Genomic DNA, 18,672 nt, shown 5'->3' on the forward strand with positions numbered 1-18,672 from the left:
TAGATTAAACACGCGGTGTCTTGGCTCATGGCAATTAGTTGCGTCAATACACCGCATTGTTATTGCTTGCACAAAAAACAAACCATGCAGCTGATGACAAGTCCGGGGAAAACCAGATGATGAGGAGACCTTCTGGTGAAGTGTTTGGTTTGCCTGCCTGCAGGCGCTTTAGCAGGGATGTCAAAACGCAAATTACATCGTCCACAAGGCGATCTGATCAGCCTGGTTTGATTACACAAATAATTAAATTCTTAACTCTAAAAACGATAGGGGGTTTTGCTTATGATCAAGGAAAGAAAATTGTCACAGTCGCTGCGGCTTGCATTTTTTACCGGCGGCGTGGCAATGGGGGTCGGCATGATGGCGCCAGCCGTACATGCGCAGGAGACAAATGATGACAAACCGATGGGACGGGTTGAAATCACAGGTTCGAACATCAAACGGACACAACAGGAAGGACCAGCGTCGACGCAAATCTTGACACGCAAGGATATCCAGCAATCGGGCAAGACATCGGTAGCCGATGTCGTACGCAGCCTTTCCGCCGACAACAACGGCTCCATTAGCGGTTCATTCACCAATGGCTTTGCGGGCAGCGCTTCCGGTGTTTCCTTGCGTGGACTGTCCGTTAATTCGACGCTGGTGCTGATCAATGGCCGCCGCACTGCGCCTTACGGCCTGGGCGATGACGGCCAGCGCAGCTTTGTCGACTTGAATTCGATCCCGCTCGGCGCGGTAGATCGCATCGAGGTGCTGAAGGATGGCGCTTCCGCGATCTACGGTTCGGATGCGATCGCCGGCGTGGTCAACATTATCTTGCGCGAAACCTTTGAAGGCAAGACCATCTCCGGTTCGCTGGGCACTTCTGGCCATGGCGACGGCACCTTGCGTAGCGTATCGGGTACTTTCGGTTTCGGTAACCTGGAAGAGGACAAGTACAACTATTTCTTCAGCATCGACGCCAAGCAGAGCAATGCGATCTGGCAGAAAGATCGTCCGGAATATCTCGGACAAGCAGACGCCCGTCCATGGGGCGGCCGCGACCAGCGCGGCGGAGCTACCACCAGCAGCAATACCGGCGGCAGCAGTTTCGTCGGTACCGTGCGTCCGGTGAATGCCAGCGGCGGCACCATTGCCGGACGCGGGATCCAGAACCTCCCGGGCTGCGCCAACATCGACACCGGTACTTCCATCAATTCCGGCGGCGGCTGCCTGTGGGATCCGATCCAGGGCGGCTATCAGGCGGTGCAGCCGGAAACCCAGAATATCAACCTGTATGGCCGCGGCACCCTGAAGATCAGCAATGCCATGCAAGCCTATACGGAACTTGGCTTGTTCAACTCACAGGCCAAGACACTCAATACGCCGTCCGCCCTGACCAGCACCGGTTTCGACCTGGTCAATAACCGCGTGGTTAACACCAACACCGGTCCGGACCAGCTACTGCTGCCTATCGGTCATCCGGACAATCCGTTTGCCAACAACCGTGCCCGTCCGCGCTGGGTAGATCCGAATCGTCCACGTACTTCGGACCTCGACACTACCGTTACGCGCTTGCTGGTGGGCGTAAAGGGAACATCTTTCGGCTGGGATTACGACAGCGGCATCCTGTACGCACAAAGTAAAACCGATCGCGTCCAGAACGGCTATTACCGCGCCAGCGCATTGCAGACAGCGATGAACAACGGTTCCTTCCGCATCGGCCAGGCCGGTGTATTGAACAGTGCGCAGACGCTGGGTCTGGTTTCTCCGGAGCTGAAAAATTCGGCGACTACCAAGCTTGCTTTATGGGACTTCAAGGGCACGCGTGAATTCGGCCAGTTGCCTGGCGGTCCTATCGGCATCGCGGTCGGCGGCGAATTGCGCCATGAATCCACCGACAGCCAGGCCACGCCGTTTACTGATATTAATGATATCGTCGGCCTGGGTTACGCGGCGGCCAGATCTTCCCGCAATATCAGCTCTTTGTATACGGAGTTGGCCTTGCCGGTGATTAAGCAATTGGAATTCCAGCTCGCCTTGCGCACCGACCAGTATTCTGATTACGGCAATTCCACCACGCCGAAGATCGGATTCAAGTTCACGCCTATCCAGCAGCTGGCTTTCCGCGGTACCTATGCGGAAGGCTTTCGTGCGCCGGGTCCGGCGGAAAGCGGCGACAGTGCGGTTTCCGGTTTCACGACCTTCACGAATGATCCGGTGCGCTGCCCAGCCACCAAACTTTCGGCGGACTGCCAGGATGGCAAGAACGTCGGCGCGGTGACTGTCGGCAACAAGAATCTGAAGCCGGAAAAGTCGCAAAGTTACAGCCTGGGCTTCATCCTGGAGCCGATCAAGAACACCAGCATTTCGGTGGATTACTGGCGTATTGTCCGTAAGAACGAGATTACCGGTTCTGATCCAGATGCCATCATTTCCGATCCTTCGCGCTTCCCGGATGCGACCATCGTGCGTGGCGAGCCGACTTCGGATTTCCCCGGCCTGGTCGGTCCTATCCAGCTGGTCAAAGCGCCTTATATCAATGCAGGTCAAACCCGCACCAGTGGCGTCGACATTGATTTGCGCAGCCGCTTCGATTTGAGTACCTACGGGCGCCTGACTGCCGGCCTGACAGTCTCGCAAATGTTTGAATTCAAGCGCACTACCAATGGTGTGACGCAGAATTTCGTTGGTACCCATGGCGATAAAAACCTGTCTGGCAACGGCGGCACACCGCGTACACGGGCCTCGGCGTCGCTGGCCTGGGATCGTGGTCCGTTCAATGTGACTACGTCGCTCAACTATGTCAGCGCGATTGAAAACAAGAACGAAACCGGTGGTCCCTGTCTGAACCTCGATCCGGGTACGGGCAAAGCCTTGACCAATTGCCGCATTGCGTCGTTCACGACAGTCGACATGTTCGGCCGCTGGGATGTGAACAAGCAATGGCAAGTAACGGCAGCGGTCGCCAACCTGTTTGACCGCCTGGCGCCGCTGGACGTGCAAACCTACGGCCGCATCAACTACAACCCGTCGCTGCATCAGTCCGGCGCGGTGGGGCGTTACTTCACAGTGGGTGCTCGCTACACTTTCTAAGAGCAGTAGCCAATTGATTGGAACGATAAAACGCCAGGGAGATTCCTCTCCCTGGCGTTTTTTTTGACTGCTGTTTTGTTGTTTCCGCGACCGGCCCGGTTGGCAGCGGCCTTGAACCTGCTTGCTGCTGTCCGGGAATCGACTGGATCACATGCACGATCCAGCCATCAGGCGCTTCGATCAGTGAGGGAAGCTGACCAGGCGTGCCTGCATTGCCGAAGACAAGCTCAGGTCAAAGCGGCCGCCGCTTGGCAAGGCCTTGATATCAAACGTCGCGCTGCCGTTTTGCAAGCCGTTGCCGAGCACGGTTTTAGCGCCGCTCGGCGCGATATACATCAACGACAGGAATGGTTCCAAAGCAGCATTCCAGGTGACGCTCAATTGGCCGTTCTGGACATTCCAGCCAACTGAAGACGCCATTGCCTGGGCGTTGCCGGCAGCAGTGCTGGCTGCCTTCGCGCGTTGTACCTGGCCGGGCTGGCGCATGGTTTGCGGCTGACCGTTGTGCAGCACGTCGACAGTGGCGATTTCGCCCGGGTTCGGCAAGCTGACCCAGAAATGGCTGGTTTTGTCGGTGGTGTCGGCGACGCTGACCGGTTCAAACGGCAAGGTGTAGGTCTGGCCCGACACGGTAAGCACCCGCAGCGCATAGGCCGATTTGGCGGTCGCGGTATCGATGCGCAATTTGGTCGCCGACGCCGATGCCGGATGCAGCAGCACGCCTTGCGCGGTGATCTCGCCGGCGATGGTCAGGTAACCGTCCGGCGCGGTGGCCACGCTGGCGCCGGAGCTGAGCACCAGCGGCTGTGGAATCGCAGTGGTGCGCGACTCGGCGAACTGCTGCGCCCGGACGTAGCTGAAATCGGAGAACCAGGTGCCGCCGCAGTAACCCATGACATCTTTCATCTGCGTGTTGCTTGGTGTGAGCGGCGCGCTGAGCGTGCCTGGCTGAGTGTCGCTGTCATACAGGCTGTTGTAGACCGCCAGCGAGCTCAGGTCGGCGGTGCTGTTGGGAAAAGCCGGATCCGGGTTCCCAGCGTTGCCGCAGGGGGCGTGGCTCAGGGAATGGTTGTGGCCCATCTCATGCACCATGATGGCTTGCCATTGCGGCCAGTTATTGTTGAACGGATCGCCCTGGCCGGCGCTGCTGGTCCAGTCCAGGCCAATCGCCGCGACCGGAGAGCTGCCGCCGCTGGCGCGGTTGCCCACATAGCCAAGGCCGGCGACGAATGAGCCAGGGATCGGCGAGTACATCGGCACAAAGCCATAGTAGAACGCGTTCGGATCTTCGGTTTCGCGCGTGCTTTCCAGCTGGCTCAGTGCGGACGACCAGCTCATCGACGTGGTGCTGCTGGCGCCGCTGATGGTCAAAGGCGCGTGGCTCTGCACGACGATATTGCCATTGGCGTAAGGGTAGACCCGCGCCAGGGCTTTTTGCACGTCCGACAGCGTTGGAGGCAGGACTCCGGTAGCACCGCCGACTGTCAGCGGCACCAACACCACGCGCATGCTGGTCGGCGCGCCGACCACTGGCGATACATCCTGGCTGGCTGGGCTATTGCTGGCGCCTGCTGCCACTTTGATGCTCACTTTGACGCCAGGCTGTACCCAGGATGCGGGCATGACGACATTGAAAGTGCTGTTCAGGTTGTAGTCGTCTTTTGCGGTAGGCAGGTTGGCCGGGCCGTTCATCGCCAGCGTGCCAAGTGCCACGCCAGTCTTGCTGGTGGCTGACAGATTCACCAACGGGCTTTTGGCGCCTGCAGCCGGCGCCAGCACGGTTGCCCGCACCAGGGCAGGGCGGCCCGGAGTGAGGCGCAGCGTCAGGTCGCTGGCGCTTTTATCGAATACATGCACAAAGTCGACGCCGCTGATCCACAAACCGACGTTGCCGGTGCTGTCGATCGTGCCGGCATTGATGGCCGCCTGGCCGGGAGCATTCAATGTCAGCGTGCCGCTGCTTCCCAAGGCAACGCTCAATACCAGTTGCGTGCTGCTGCTGCTGACGATGGTGGCGGTGACATTGCCGACGGTGGCCGCGGTGACGCTGCTCAGATTGGTTCCTGTTACGGTCAATACCACTGTGCCGCCGCTGCTGGCGGTTTGCAGGGCGGTCGCGGTGACTGTCGGCACGACGGTAAACGCGCTGGCGCTGACCACTTCCTGGTTGGGATCTATCACTGTCAACGGACCCGATGCCGCGCCCGGCGGCACGACGAAGGTGACTGCGCTGCTGGAAGCTGTGGTTACCGAGGCCACCGTGCCATTCGCAAAGCGGATATTCGTTGCTGCCGCCAGGCCGCTGCCATTGATTGTCACGCTGCTGCCGACGATGCCGAGCTGCGGCAGCACGGCAACAATCGACGCTGGACGATAGCTGTGGAGCTGATAGAAAGTATTGACCGGAGCGCCGTTGACGATCAGCGTCAGGGCGCCGGAAATCGGCTGCGCCGGCATGGTCAGCGTTACAGCGCTGCTGGAGCTGCTGACTATCGCCAGATTGGTGCCGGCGATCTGATAAGCGCTGGCCAGATTCAGGTTCTTGCCCTGGATCGTGAAGTTGGCGCCGACCGCCACTTTGCTGGAGGAGACGCTGGTGACCAGCGGCGCCGGCAGGCTGGAAACAAAGGTGGTCGACGATTGCACCGAAAATCCCGGGCCGGACAGGGTGATCACGCCATTCACGGAGACGGTCGGGACGGTAATCGCGATCTGGCTATCGCTGACGATGGAGAAGGTGACTGCAACGCCGCCGATGCTGACCGCCGTCACTTTTTGAAAGCCGCTGCCGGTGACAGTAAGGATTGCGCCGGCGGACGCGCTAGGGGCCGACACTGCTGCAATACTCACGGTTGCAGCCGGTGTTGGGGAGGCAATCGAGTTTGGCGTAGATGCCGTGCTGTCGCTTGATCCACCGCCGCCACCGCAGCCGGACTGGCTCAGCGTCATGCCGAGCAACGCGAGAGCGATAAGAGTTCTATGATTTTGCATTTTGAAGGACTGCCTTTGAGCTATCGAGAGCTTGATGGTTTGATTAACAGAGGAAAGGGGGATGCCAGCGGCTTCGCGGCGAAATATTGCTTTATAGGAATGGCGAGCGAGATTGTAGTTGCGAAAGATACTTGCCGTAAAGTATTGTTTTCCGACGTGTTGGCTATCCGCGATTGACTTGGCTTAGAAGTCCGTATAACGCTATGCGCGATGTTGAGCCCGTGCTTGTTGCGAGTGCTGTTTGCCGGCTTGAGGAGGAAGGAAATGGACGTGGCAAGCTGGGTCGATAGCGGGGTGACGGATAAGTGCCAGCTAAAGATGGGAATTTGAAATTGCAAGACCTTGGCAGGTACTTTGCTGGATTTCAAGAGCAAGAAAGCAAAAAGGGTTACAAGCGCAATTGCCTGTAACCCTTCTATTTATTTGGTGGGCCCCCCCAGAGTCGAACTGGGCACCAACGGATTATGAGTCCAATCCTGAAGTGAATGTTCATGCGGGTTTCCGGCGTTTTCTGCTCCGCAAACAGCGAAATTATGCAGGCTTGAAACTCAATATCCACGCGGACCATAAAACATTTGCGGAGCAAAAATAGCTGCTACTTTGTAGGTCCGACCTTATCGCCCTTGCGATTTCGCACATAGGTTTCAGTCATCGTTAAGCTGCGGTGCCCAAGCTGTTTTTGTGCCTGACGAATGTCCCCGCTACTGTCTGTTTTGTCGGTTCCGGCCTTGGCGCGCAGATCACGAAACTGAAAAGTGGATTTATCTACACCGGCAAGCTCACGTGCTTTATCGAAGCGCTGTTGTAACGCATGAAGTGTGAGTCGACCGCCCCGTTCGTTAACTATGAGTTGAGTAAAAACGACTTTACTTTCATAGGAGCGTTTTCTTGCCAAAATCCGTTCGATTAATATTGCCAATTCTCCAGTGATAGTAATACGGAGTTTCTTTCTGGTTTTCCCTTGTTGGACAATGAGAAAGCCATCTCGGATATCAGTTTCGTCATAACCCAATGTATCAGAAGGGCGCTGGCCGGTTAAATAAGCCAAATCCATCGCGTCCCGTGTTGGCTGATCTGCTGCTTCCCATACCTTCTTATATTCAATGTCCTCAACATAAATGTCTCTTCCTATTTCGGAATAACCAGTAATACCTGCGCAGGGATTTTGTGCAGTCGTTAATCCCCAATTTCGTGCCATATTAAAAATGTGAGAAAACAATGCCTTTTCTCTATTCGCTCGTACCTGTCCTTCTTTACCTGTAATTTCCAATGGTGGCAAATTTTTTTCCGTCCGAATCCTATTTTTCTCGTGAAGCTGTGCCACAGATTTTTTTACTCGCCAATCCATGTAATGGCGGATATGCACAGGTTCTATCTCAGCAATTGGGGCGGGTGGTTCATCAAAGAAAGCAAACAGAAATTCCAGCTCAATTAAATTGTCACGCTGTGTTCTCGGTGCTTTGGTCGGAATAATCTCACGCATATAACGCTCAGCGACATATCGAAAAGTGACGAGTTTTGCGAATCGAGTGCTTTTTTCAGATTCCAATTCTGACCACTTCTTAACCGCGAGTACATAGTCATCGCCCAAAGGGATTTCCACGCGTGGCTTGGCGCCAGTATCGTAATAATAAAAAGTCCGACCACTACGCTGTGTACGTGCGCGCATATGAGGTGGAAGATTTTTGTTTTTACTTGGGATTCTGCCCATGTCTTATGCTCCCATTGCCTGCGGTTGCCATGATTTTCTAACAGGAGCCTTTGCTTTTCCGCCCTCAATCGCTGACAAAGTAATGATTGGCTTTCCGCGTGCATTTTCGATAAATGCAATACCACTTAGTCGAAGAAATGAAATTTGAAGCTGAAATTTCGTGCGCTTGATTCCCTTTGAAGTATCACCACGCCGAATTCCTGTTAGTTCATCAACCTGCGCTTCGCTCAGAAATAGGGGGCTAATTAGATCTCTCATATATTGCTCTCGATTATTGAATTAGTTTGCAGCGATGCCGGTGCGAATGTAGGTAGGAGCGTAGTGGAAATTCACGTTATCTCCATTAATGTCCTTAGCAATATATTTGGCGATATATCCTGCTGCAGTAGATTTTCCGGCTTCCATGTGCAGCAGTTTGAATTTCCCCTGGTCGTCGTTACTGCCGCCAATAATTGCTGAAGCAGCGACGACAGCTTCGTAGCGGGCTTGATTTTCCGGCGCTACAAACATCAGCATGTGCCATTGCGGACAGCGATCCTGATGTTGTTCAGTAAATCGCACGCCGCGAATGCTAATGCCTTCACGATGCAATCTGGATCGAATTCGTCCCCATACATTACGCAGGTAGCGCTGGGCATCGGCGGGTGTGGGCTTGCCGAAAGCAACATGTGTCTGATTGATGCCGTCACTCTTGCCAGCGACCGGGTGATATCTGCTCGGTGCCGTGATCGTGGCAAAGACGCCTACATCGCCCTGATCGGTGGCGAATTTCTCTATGCGCAATACAGCCTGTTTGCGCAGTTGTGCTTTTAAGTAAGATGTTGTGGTCATGCTATTGGCTCCAAAATTGTATTAACGAATAAATGGCTGTTGGTGACGGCTACGATTGGGATTTGCAGGGCGATACAAGCTTGTGAATGAATTTCGTGTTCAATCCATTACAGCTTCGATGAATGCTTTGGCGGCTTCCGCGTTGATCGCGTTGCCGTAGCCTTTGAGCCTGCCGACGCGACTACCTTGGTCTTTTCGCGGGAGTAGCGCGGCGAGGCGCTCTTGATCGGCGCGCATTCGTCCCACGCGACTGGAAGTCCCATAAGCCAGCGGGAATGTGCCGGGTTCAACTGGCCGGAATTTTCCGTCCCGGCATCCGAGCCAGTCAGCAGCACTCCAGTAGCCGTTAGTCGGGCCGGGTAGTTCAACATCGCCGGTAAATCCCTCAACATAAATCCGCCCGCGCCCCTTGCAGCTTTCGTGGCCATCGATTCTGCCCCCGTGGTGTCGCTCGTCGTTGGAGTTGGCCAGCCGGCCAGTGCTGCGCAATCCTGAAGCCGAACCTGTATCTTCGATCCGTCCGAACGCTTTCCCTGTGTCACATTTTCCGCGACTGGCGTTCGGTCGTTCGAGCAACCCGTGGTCGGCCAACCGCACAGATACGCCTGTCGCGGCAACTGGTCGGCTCGATCCTTGCCGTCGCGTTGGGCGACCATTCCCGGCGTATCTTTCCAATCCCGTGCGGCTGGAGTTACCCAACCAATAAAGGCGGTCACGGATGTGCGGCGCACCGACGCCCGCAGACGGAAACGGGATCGCCCCGAAGGCGTAACCCAAGGCTTCCATGTCATCGTGTACAAGGTCGATCCAAACATCTGCGTCTTTGCTCGCAACCTGCTCTCCAAAGACGATTGCAGGTTTGCACTGGCCGATGAGGTGATACCAGGCTGGCCAGAGGTGCCGCTCGTCATCAAAGCCAGCACCTTTGCCTGCCGCGCTGAAAGGTTGGCACGGACAGGAACCGGTCCAAACAGGTCGGTCGTCAGTCCATCCAGCGCGTCGAAGGGCATACGACCATACGCCGACGCCGGCGAAGAAATGGCATTGTTTGTATCCGCGAATGTCGTCTGGTCGTACATCTCTTATATCTCTTTCATCTACGTCACCGGCAGCGATATGGCCGGCAGTTATTAAATTGCGCAGCCATTGGGCCGCGCCTTTGTCATGTTCGTTGTAGTAGGCTGTCATTCACACATCGCTGGTTCGCTGGCGGCAAGAACCTGCATCGACCAGTTGACGCAGAAATCAATTATTGAAGGAGCGCCTACAGGATCGGAAGTCAGGATGGCCGATACCGGCACGGCGCGGAAACAGCCGGGCAACTGGTGATCCACTTCGACCCAGGCGTGCAACTCTCCATTGCCCAAGTCACGCCGCAGGTCGTTGACATAGCCAGCCTGGATGCCCTCGTCGGTGTCGAATGTGACGCGATCTCGCAGCTTCACGCTGATATCTTGATTTGCCTTATTCATGAAAAGCCCCCAGGAGCAAGCCAGCCATCAAGGCGGCCAATATGACTGCCGACAAGCCGGTCGTCATCAGCCCAGGCCAAGGCGTGTTGGAGCGCTTGATCGGCAGAAAGAGCAAGCAGCCAATACCCACATACGCGCAGATCAACAAGAGGAACAAACAGGCATGCATCAGTATTTTCATAAGTCGCTTTCAGTAATAAAAATTCGTGGGTAAGGACAAGCGCCGAGAGCGGCCCAGGTCGTGACAAGGCGCTTGCGTGCCGCCATGTCGTTTTTTTCATACGCGGCCACTTCCTGCCGGCGCGTGTCTTCACACTGCGTATTCATCGCAGTGGCAAATTTGTCGGTTTCCCGTTCAAGGTCTTTCGATTTTTTATCTATCGCCGACCAGTCGGTCGGCTGATAGGCCGGCTGGGGATTTTTTTCGATAAAAGCAGCAAGCCGAACTGCCGTTGCTGCTATTTCTTCCGACGATAAAACCGAAGTGGAAATTTTCTTTTTTGATTTTTTCGTACAGTTATTTACACCAGTCCAAGGTACGTCAAAAGCCACAGCTTTGGCGGCGCCGACGACCGTCCACTGATAACGGACCGATTCGTACACGGCGTGCGGATTCCATGCGTGATAAATCCCGCACGGTTTGTCCATCTCATAAGTGGCGTACTTGCCTTCGACCACGGTGCTGCGCGTGGCGATCTTGACGAGACCCTTGCGCCCGACCGTAGGGCCGCCCTGGGCCAACAGGTAATCGCGGTAGGAGGCTTGCTTGATGGTCTTGACGGTTTTGACACGCTTGCCATCGACCACATTGATTTCAGTGGCCTTGATGCTCTGCGCGGCCTGCCAGGCATCTTTGACGGCATCCGGCGCATGCAGGATGCTTTCGCTTTTGACACGCCGTAATTCGCGCCAGGGACCGACAGGCGCGCCGCCGACTTGTTGAAACTGCCGGATGCCCCAGGTCTGCGCCCAATAGCAAACTCTCTGACTCGGCTTAATCAGTTCGTCGCCGACCAGGTCTTCCACCAGGATATGCTTTTGCCCGTCTTCGATGACATGGTGTTCGTCCAGATTCTTGCCATCGGTGCTCTTGGTGACATACTTGATGATGTAGCCCGCAGCTGTACCCTTGCCGGCTTCAATACGGACCAACTTAACCCGGTTCTTCTTCGCCCCGCGTTCGTCGCCGTCTTCGCGCATGGCGTAAGCCGTCATGACTTTCTCGTACCGCTCCAGGTGTTCGGGCGCGACGAACATCAGCATGTGCCAATGCGGACAGCCATCATGGTGCGGTTCAGCAATACGAAAGCCATAGGCGTGGATGCCGTCACGGTGCAGCTTGGAACGTATTTTTTTCCAGACGTCGCACAGATAGGCTTGCGCATCGCGCGGCGTGGGTTCGCCAAATGCCTTGTATTTCGGGTTAGGTTCGCCGTTCTTGCTCAGGACCGCATGATATTTACTCGGGGCGGTGATCGTGGCAAAGATACCGACATGACCTAGGTCGAAGGCGATTTCTTCAAAGCCCCGAATCCGTGTCATCAATTCGTTGTGCCGAATGGATTTATTCGCCGTACCGAGGGCGGCTAACGCTTCCAGGCTATAGATCTGGCCGTTTTCGTTCTGTATTTCTATGGACGCCAGCAGCTTGGCATTCTGCTTATTACGGCGCTGCTGGCGATAGGCAGTTTCGTTGCTGACATAAGCACCTGCCTTGAAATGCGTAAAACCCAGGCGGATCGCCATATGTTCGCAGCGGCGCGCATGGGCCTTGCGGATGCCACGCAGCCACCAAGCCTTGTCCAGCGCCCGGCGGATGATTTCGGCTTCTTCCTTACCTGCTGGCGCGGCGACGCCATGGCGGTCGCAGTGTTCACGAATGGCTGACACAATCGCATCCAGCGATTGCAGGTCGGCACAGAACTGGTAACAGGTACGGGCGGCAGTGTCGGCGGCACGATACAGCGCCTCATCGGGCGCATCGGGCGGCAATACGAAATGGTCGGCCGACCAGATCTCGTCAATGACATCGACCTTGTGCTCGTGCTTTTCGTAACCGTCGCGGGCGAACAGATCGCGCAGGGCGCGACCCATGCGCTTCGGCAAACCGGTAATACTCTCGGCGGAATAGAAGCGGTAGCTCATGCGACGATACCGTCCGATTCGTGACCTGCTGTCGGAAACTGGCTAGACAAGTCGCCGCCTTGCGCACAGCGCAGGACGATTTCAAGTTGCTTGATAAGCCGGCGGGCTTCGCAATGCAGCTTGCCGCGCTCCAGGGCGTTCAGCGATTGCAAGGTGGTGTCGCCCTTCTTGCTGCCTATGCCGGCCATGTGCGCCAGCATCTGACGGTCACGCGGCGGGATGCCATTCCAGCGGCCAGCGCGTACGCTTTCCTTGTCGCCGGCTAGCATGATGTAGGCGTGTGTCAGGTGTGTGTACGCAATGTCCTGGTGTGCCTGTTGGGAGTGGGTCGCCATGGCTTACCCTCCGATGATGCCGGTGGCTTGCAGCAACGGACCTGCCATCATCAGGAGGCAACCGAGCGTCACCACGCAGAAGTCAAAGAGGAATTTTTTCATGCTGTCACCTGCTTGCTTTTCAACAGATCGTCCAAAGTCAACGCAGCCTGACCGGCGGGGCAAAAGAACGTCAAGGCATGTTCTCCGCCGCCTATGAAATGGATCACGATTCGCTGCGATAAAAACTTGCTATCGATTGCTCCAAAGCAAAGAGATGTTTGCACTGGACTGATCGTGATGCTTTCGACATTGAGAAAACTGGTTTCGGTAGACATGGCTGCCTTTCTTCAGGGTGAGCGAATCCCACATGCCTGACACCAGGCATTGCAGGTAACAACGGGAGAGGGAACGAACTAGCCGGGAATTACGGCGGCGCTAGATTGCGAGGTGTCGTCATGGGCGGCTCACAGGGTCAGCGCTAATTGATTAGCGCAGGCATTGCGAACATGCTGCGACACGTGGATACGTACATCAGGATTCGGGATAGCCGACATCGACAAGGTACGCAGCACTTCCAGACTTGCAACGAAAACGTGACCGCAAGCGGGGTTTTGGCACATGTAGGTGATCTCTTTCATCATGTCTGACATGGTGCGGCTCTTCGCGGCGCGCACACGATGATGGCAGTGTGGACAAGGAATGCTGATAACTCTCATTGGGGCTTCCGGTCGGCTTGAGATAAGGCGGGACTGTTACTGATTGGCTGCGAGTTCGCGCTCGTACTGTTCCAAGCCACGGATAAAGATGACGCGCATGAACGATGAGCGGGAGCGCATTTCATCGCCTGCAAATTTTTCGACCTTTTGCATTTCGTCTGGCATTAGACGGACTGGTATTGGCTTCACCAAGGAATTTTTTGGGGCGCGAGGGACTATTGCATTTAGTGTCATAAGGTATCATTGTGAGTGTTATAAGGTGGCATAAATATACCACTCAAATGAATAGATTTAAAGGGTTTTCAACTCAAAATGACTGAATTATGTAATCGCCTGAAAAATGAGCGAAAAAGAACCGGACTCAACCAAGAGGAGTTTGGGGAGGTTGGCGGGGTAAAAGCCGGCGCGCAACTGAACTATGAAAATGGATCACGGACGCCGGACGCTACCTATCTCAACAACCTGCGGAAAATTGGCGTTGATGTGTGGTATGTGCTGACCGGGGAGCATTTGACATCGCAGCTTTCTGGTGAGGAGAGCGAGCTTTTGAGTGGCTATCGACAATTAGATACTCGCGGAAAAGCTAGAGTCCTGGGCGTGATTGACGGTCTTGGAATAGAGCCATCAATTGCCGCGCAGGAAAAAAAGCAAGCGCAACTCGGTCATCCTCAGAAAGTGAAAAAATCTTTCTTCATACAAGACGGTAGAGAAAGTACCAATATTTCGACGGATAAAACGACCATCAAAGTCGGCCGTAAAAAAAAGGACGCTCTATAAAAGCAGACGACGTCTGTCCCGCCTGACCGTCTCATTCAGGGTTGCTGTCGATAAGCCGAAACGTAAGAAGAAATTGCGTTGCAAGGGGAAGGCCGGTAAAACAACCGGGAGCGGGATGGTACAGGTTTCCGAACAGGAAATCACGCCTCGCTGGCGTTTTCCGCGATTATTTCCCGTCGTTCCTGAATCTTTACCCACTCAAGTTTTGCTGAGCGCACAGCCGATTGCTTACTTGTATAAATATGCGGTAGTGTTTTTGGATGGCTTCGAGATCCTGCAAGTTGTTCCCCTTGCTTCTTGCTGACCTTGTCGCGCCATTTGGCGACTACGCCAGTGACGCCAGGATCTGGATCAGCTTGATCCTCCCGTTCAACTTCGGCTTCCTCGGTGCGCGTCTCCAGCTCGATGCTGCTGGTAAAGCCGGCGTCGCTGATGCTGTGCCGGACCTTGGCCGTCAGCCAGTCCTGATTATCGATATCGGCTTTGAATCCTACGACTTCCACAGGCGATTGCGGCATCAGCGCCGGGTCGCCAATTGCTAGTGATAATTCCAAGGTTGCGGCGCCGCGCTGGATGCGCTGCCACTCGGCGACGGCGGCGGCGCGGGCGTCGGCCTCATTGGCATAGGTCGTGCGCAGCCGCTTGCTGTTACCGGGTAATCCCGCCACCACACTGCGGCGCAGGCCGTGCCGGTCGTCATGCCAGAACACGCGCACGCCGCTATAGCTGTCGCGCTCGGCGCTATGGTAGCGATGCCTGTCGCCCAGGTTGCGCGTGATGCGGATCAGCGGCAGGTCGCGGCCTGACGCCGTCTTGCTGCGGCCCGCCGGCATGAATAGCAGCGTGTCGTTTTTGACGGTCGCGGCTGCGTCGTATTTCTTGCCTAGCCGGCGCAGGAATGCCGCGTCGCTCTCGCGGGTCTGGTCCAGATGCGCGATCTTTACACCCCGTAGCGCGTCGGCAATACCGGCTTTCAGCTCCTGCTGGAATGCGATCATTTCAATCACTGCGCCCAGGGTGGTGTCGTGGAAACTGCGCTCGACCGGTTGGCGGAAGGTATCGATCAGGCTGGCCGTCCTGGCACGCAAGGTCAGCAGGTCCGGCGCGCCGCTATGCTCGATCTCATCGACGGTAAAAATGCCCTTGTCGACCAGGCCGGATTCTTGCCAGCCTATCTGTACGTTGATCCTGGCGCCCTTGCTTGGTATCGCGAGCTGGCCATCCGTATCGGACAGGGTAATGCTCAGTTCGTCGGCGCTGTCGCTACGGCACTCGGTCAGGTCGAGACTGACCAGGCGCGGCGCGAATTTCCCCGTAATGTCCTGGCCGTCCAGCGTGATTTTGAAAGCAGGGATCGGGTAGTCCATCAGAACAGGCTCCGCATGCTGCCCGCGACATTGTTGAACGTCGAAGCGCCGGTATTGATGGCGTTGCTGGCGCTGTTGCTGATGCCCTCCAGGCTCAACATGTTTTTGATGCTACCCAGGTCGCCCAGGGTATTGAGCAAGCCCAGCACGGATTCGTCGGTACGCTCCAGGGTGATCGAAAATTCGATCTTGCCGGCGTCGCCGTCCTGTCTCAGCACCGTGCGGCCTTCGGTCATGCCGGTGATGACGTAGGACCCCAGGATGCGCCCGGTCCCCGCAATCAGAATCCACGACTTGCCGGTATCGCCCATCAGGCGCAAGGCATCCAGCGAATACACGCTGCCGGTCAGCTCCGGCGCGATCCAGCCGGACAGCGTGATGGTGTCGTCGCCCTTGCCGGTGTACTGGCGGGCATTACGGGCGCCGACTCGCGACGTACTCGGATGCTTCCAATCCGTCTTGCGTTGCAGCTCCTGGTAAGCCAGGGTCGGCAGGCTGAAGACAAACATGCCCAGGGTCATCATCATGACAAAAAATCCTTAAAAATGATTGTCGGATAAGCTGGAGCGCATCCGCGCCGCCTTCTGCCTATCTCGCTCTTCCATCGCCAGCATGACGGCGCGGGCAATGGCCTGTTCATCCATACCTGGCGCAGCGGTAATGGAGATCGTGATCGTGTCGCCCTGGATCACCATGCCGGCGCCGGCTGAACGTGACGCCTGCGGCGCAATCGGTGGCCGCGTATCGAAGGACAGCGCCGGCATGGCTGTTGCTCCGATGGCGATGCCGGCGCCGAGCTGGGTCAGTCGCTTGGCAAGGCCGCTGACCTGGTTGATCGGCGCATCCTGTCCGTTTTCGATGCCAAGCGCCAGCCCCTCGGTGATAAAGCCACCGAATCGGCTAAAGACCCGGCTAGGGCTGTGGATCTCCTGTTCCTTCGCAAACGTGATGCCGACCATGGCCCCCAGCTGCTTGATCTTGTCTTTCAAGAAACCGAAGCCCGACGAAATGCCATTGACCAGGCCCTGGATGATGTTGGCGCCGAACTCGGTAAATGTCCCCGGCAGCTCAACACCAAACCAACTCATGACTCCGGCAAATGCCTTATAGAACAGCCCCAGCGGCGACCAGTTCACTATCAATGCACTGACGCCGCCAATACCGCCGTCGAATGCCGTTTTCACATCCGCCCACAAGCCGCCAGCAAAGGTCTTGATGGTTTCACATACACGATTAAAGCGCTCGGTGATGCCATCCCACAGATCGCTAAAAAACGCCTTGAGCGGTTCCCAATTTTTATAGATCAGGAAAGCCAGCACCGCAATGAGGGTAATCAACAGCACAATCGGGTTAGTCAACAAGGCGCGGCCCAGCCACAAGACAGTTTTACCGATCGCCATGAAGCCGCCGCCAATGCCGCGCAGGATCGGGGATAACACGCCGCCGCTAACGCCCATCTTGGCGAACAGTACATGCAACATGGCATAGGGACCGATCAAGGCGGCCAGGCCCAGCATCAGCGGCCCCAGCACCACCAGGATGCCGGCGAGGATGCCGAAGCCGACAATCATCGCCTTGGCCGTGGCTGGGTTGCGCTCCATGAAGCCGTTCAAGCCTTCCAGGGCTTTCGTCACGGTTTCGATGGCGCTGGAATACAGCGGCAGGATTTTTTCGCCCATGGTTAGCTGGAGGTCGGCCAGCTTGGCGTGCGCGTCCATTTCCTTGCCGGCGGCCTGTTCGCGGGCCAGCGGTTCCAGCTGGTCCACATCGTAGGCGCCTTCATTTAAATTCCGATTCTTGTGGATCTGGGCGCGCTGCAAGTACATGTTCGCCATCAGGTCGCCAGCCTTGCGATTGGTAAACAGGCTGCCGATGGTGTCGAGAATCTTGTCTTTGCCGGTAATGCCGTTTTTTGCCAATTGCGGCAACAGGACCTTTTCCATCCACTCGAATTGGCTTTTCTTGAACAGGTCGGAACCCAGCAACGCACCAGGGTTCAGCTGGGCAGTTTGTCCGACCTTGTCCGGCACGACCTTGGTGTGATCGCCAATCAGGCCCAGCTTGTCCAGATTGATCGCAGCGCGCTTGCTGGTGCGTCCCTGGTACAGATTGTTATAGCTCGACATCAGGCCGTTACCGACCCCAAAGCCGCCCAGCTCCTGCACCAGCGGTTCCAGCTCGTAGTAAAACGACTTTTCGTCCATGCCCTTGGCAGCGATGCCGCCGGTCTTGATGAGGTTCAGCCATTCGGTAGGACCGACCCGGCCACCCGTGGCGGAAATGACCTTCTGCACCATGTTGGCCTGTTCGTGGAATTTCTCGGAACTGGCCGTGCCGCCGCGCACCTCGATGACCTTCAGCATGTCCATGAACTTGCGTTCATTCTCGCCGCCGGCTTCCTCGCCATAAAACGCCTTATTTGCAAATTTCATCTTCGCCAGCATGGGAGCGACCATCTGCGCATGCGGCAGATCGCCGAACACGGACATGCTGTCCCTGACTAACTCCAGGTTCTCGGCATGGCTGGTGCCGTAGGTTTTCATGTTGCGGGCGTAGCTCTCGGCGTCGGCGCTGACCTTCGGTCCAAGGCCCAGGGCAGTAATGCGGCCCTTCTCGGTCTGGTAGTGTTTCGCTTCTTTCAAGCCAGTGACCAAGGGCGCCCCCACGGCGGCGCCGGCCACCGTCGCACCGATGCCGGCCGCAGCGACATTGCCGGCGGTGGTACGCAGCTTGTCGGCGTGCTGGCGGGCGCCAGCAATCTTTTGCTGTTGCGCGCCGACTGCGGCCAGCTTCTTCTGCTGGGCGGTGAGTTCTGCATTGGTAAAGGCGATGCTGTTCTTGAGCCAGGTCTGAGCCGTGCCGAGCTGGCGCGTATCGATGCCGGCGCCGGACAAGCGCGTGCGCAGGATCTGCATTTGTTCGCCTTGCTGCTGGCCGGCCTGCTTCAAGGCGCTGGCGGATTTGACGGCGGCGTTCCATTCGCGGGTCATGGCGCGCGTGGGTTCCTCCGTTTGACGCATCCTCTGCGCCAGGGCGGCAATCTGCTGTTGCGTCTCGCGCAGCTTGCCAGAGCTGGCCTGCAAGCCGGCATTCAGTTCGCGGAAGCGCCCAACATCTTTTTGCTGGGCGTTGAGTTCTTTCAGCCGGTCGTTATTGGCCTTGATGGCTTTACCCAGGGCGGACGATTCGCCGGTGATCTTTTTTAAGGGGCCGGTCAGCTTGTCCAGCGCCGCAAAGACCACCTGTAGCCGCAATTGCTTCTCACTCATC

At 56.5% G+C, this 18,672-nt stretch carries 17 protein-coding genes; 3 read left to right on the top strand and 14 right to left on the bottom strand.

Features of this window, described 5'->3' with window-relative positions; translation table 11 throughout:
• Nucleotides 1-300: 300 nt before the first annotated feature.
• Entirely contained in the window at nt 301-3,075 is a 2,775-nt protein-coding gene (locus BCF11_RS16205) for a TonB-dependent receptor (RefSeq protein ID WP_233212505.1), read from the top strand.
• Between the two features lie 180 nt (nt 3,076-3,255).
• On the opposite strand, the gene BCF11_RS16210 is transcribed toward BCF11_RS16205, so the two are convergent.
• Nucleotides 3,256-6,066, bottom strand: coding sequence for an IPT/TIG domain-containing protein (locus BCF11_RS16210; protein ID WP_098495646.1), 2,811 nt, complete (start codon nt 6,064-6,066; stop codon nt 3,256-3,258).
• Here BCF11_RS16210 and BCF11_RS27600 point away from each other — a divergent pair.
• Nucleotides 6,055-6,243 (top strand): hypothetical protein, encoded by a 189-nt coding sequence (locus BCF11_RS27600; protein WP_143751341.1) that lies wholly within the window; start codon nt 6,055-6,057, stop codon nt 6,241-6,243. The two genes, BCF11_RS16210 and BCF11_RS27600, sit on opposite strands and share 12 nt — an antisense overlap.
• Before the next feature lie 418 nt (nt 6,244-6,661).
• Here the strand turns inward: BCF11_RS27600 and BCF11_RS16215 are convergent, their stop codons facing one another.
• The 10 genes from BCF11_RS16215 to BCF11_RS16260 all read right to left on the bottom strand — a co-directional run bounded on the left by BCF11_RS16215 (nt 6,662) and on the right by BCF11_RS16260 (nt 13,258).
• Nucleotides 6,662-7,777 (bottom strand): tyrosine-type recombinase/integrase, encoded by a 1,116-nt coding sequence (locus tag BCF11_RS16215; RefSeq protein WP_098495647.1) that lies wholly within the window; start codon nt 7,775-7,777, stop codon nt 6,662-6,664.
• Between the two features lie 3 nt (nt 7,778-7,780).
• Nucleotides 7,781-8,035, bottom strand: a complete 255-nt coding sequence (locus BCF11_RS16220) for a hypothetical protein (RefSeq protein WP_233212506.1) — start codon at nt 8,033-8,035, stop codon at nt 7,781-7,783.
• A 21-nt stretch (nt 8,036-8,056) separates the two neighbouring features.
• A complete protein-coding gene (locus tag BCF11_RS16225; protein ID WP_098495648.1) occupies nt 8,057-8,608 on the bottom strand; it encodes a replication endonuclease in 552 nt (183 codons plus the stop codon).
• A 99-nt stretch (nt 8,609-8,707) separates the two neighbouring features.
• Entirely contained in the window at nt 8,708-9,796 is a 1,089-nt protein-coding gene (locus tag BCF11_RS16230; RefSeq protein WP_098495649.1) for a DNA cytosine methyltransferase, read from the bottom strand.
• The gene (locus BCF11_RS16235; protein ID WP_143751342.1) at nt 9,793-10,053 is read right to left on the bottom strand and encodes a hypothetical protein; all 261 of its coding nucleotides are present in this window, start codon (nt 10,051-10,053) and stop codon (nt 9,793-9,795) included. Before BCF11_RS16235 ends, BCF11_RS16230 begins: the two co-directional genes overlap by 4 nt.
• 19 nt (nt 10,054-10,072) lie before the next feature.
• Nucleotides 10,073-10,261: a hypothetical protein gene (locus BCF11_RS16240; protein WP_098495651.1), complete on the bottom strand. Its 189-nt coding sequence runs from the start codon at nt 10,259-10,261 to the stop codon at nt 10,073-10,075.
• Complete coding sequence (locus tag BCF11_RS16245; RefSeq protein WP_098495652.1) at nt 10,258-12,225, bottom strand: replication endonuclease; 1,968 nt, start codon at nt 12,223-12,225, stop codon at nt 10,258-10,260. Before BCF11_RS16245 ends, BCF11_RS16240 begins: the two co-directional genes overlap by 4 nt.
• The gene (locus BCF11_RS16250; protein ID WP_098495653.1) at nt 12,222-12,560 is read right to left on the bottom strand and encodes a hypothetical protein; all 339 of its coding nucleotides are present in this window, start codon (nt 12,558-12,560) and stop codon (nt 12,222-12,224) included. Before BCF11_RS16250 ends, BCF11_RS16245 begins: the two co-directional genes overlap by 4 nt.
• Nucleotides 12,561-12,658: 98 nt before the next feature.
• A complete protein-coding gene (locus BCF11_RS16255) occupies nt 12,659-12,877 on the bottom strand; it encodes a hypothetical protein (protein ID WP_098495654.1) in 219 nt (72 codons plus the stop codon).
• Nucleotides 12,878-13,006: 129 nt separating this feature from the next.
• Entirely contained in the window at nt 13,007-13,258 is a 252-nt protein-coding gene (locus tag BCF11_RS16260; protein ID WP_098495655.1) for an ogr/Delta-like zinc finger family protein, read from the bottom strand.
• Between the two features lie 312 nt (nt 13,259-13,570).
• On the opposite strand from BCF11_RS16260, the gene BCF11_RS16265 reads away from it, so the two are divergent.
• Nucleotides 13,571-14,035, top strand: coding sequence for a helix-turn-helix domain-containing protein (locus tag BCF11_RS16265; protein WP_098495656.1), 465 nt, complete (start codon nt 13,571-13,573; stop codon nt 14,033-14,035).
• 140 nt (nt 14,036-14,175) lie between these two features.
• Here BCF11_RS16265 and BCF11_RS16270 read toward each other — a convergent pair whose 3' ends face one another.
• The 3 genes from BCF11_RS16270 to BCF11_RS16280 are packed head-to-tail and all read right to left on the bottom strand — an operon-like array spanning nt 14,176 to nt 18,671.
• Complete coding sequence (locus tag BCF11_RS16270; RefSeq protein WP_098495657.1) at nt 14,176-15,402, bottom strand: contractile injection system protein, VgrG/Pvc8 family; 1,227 nt, start codon at nt 15,400-15,402, stop codon at nt 14,176-14,178.
• A complete protein-coding gene (locus BCF11_RS16275) occupies nt 15,402-15,929 on the bottom strand; it encodes a phage tail protein (protein ID WP_098495658.1) in 528 nt (175 codons plus the stop codon). Before BCF11_RS16275 ends, BCF11_RS16270 begins: the two co-directional genes overlap by 1 nt.
• Nucleotides 15,930-15,941: 12 nt before the next feature.
• Nucleotides 15,942-18,671, bottom strand: coding sequence for a phage tail tape measure protein (locus BCF11_RS16280; protein WP_098495659.1), 2,730 nt, complete (start codon nt 18,669-18,671; stop codon nt 15,942-15,944).
• Between the last annotated feature and the right edge of the window lies 1 nt (nt 18,672).

Source organism: Collimonas sp. PA-H2, from assembly GCF_002564105.1.
Classification (GTDB): domain Bacteria; phylum Pseudomonadota; class Gammaproteobacteria; order Burkholderiales; family Burkholderiaceae_D; genus Collimonas.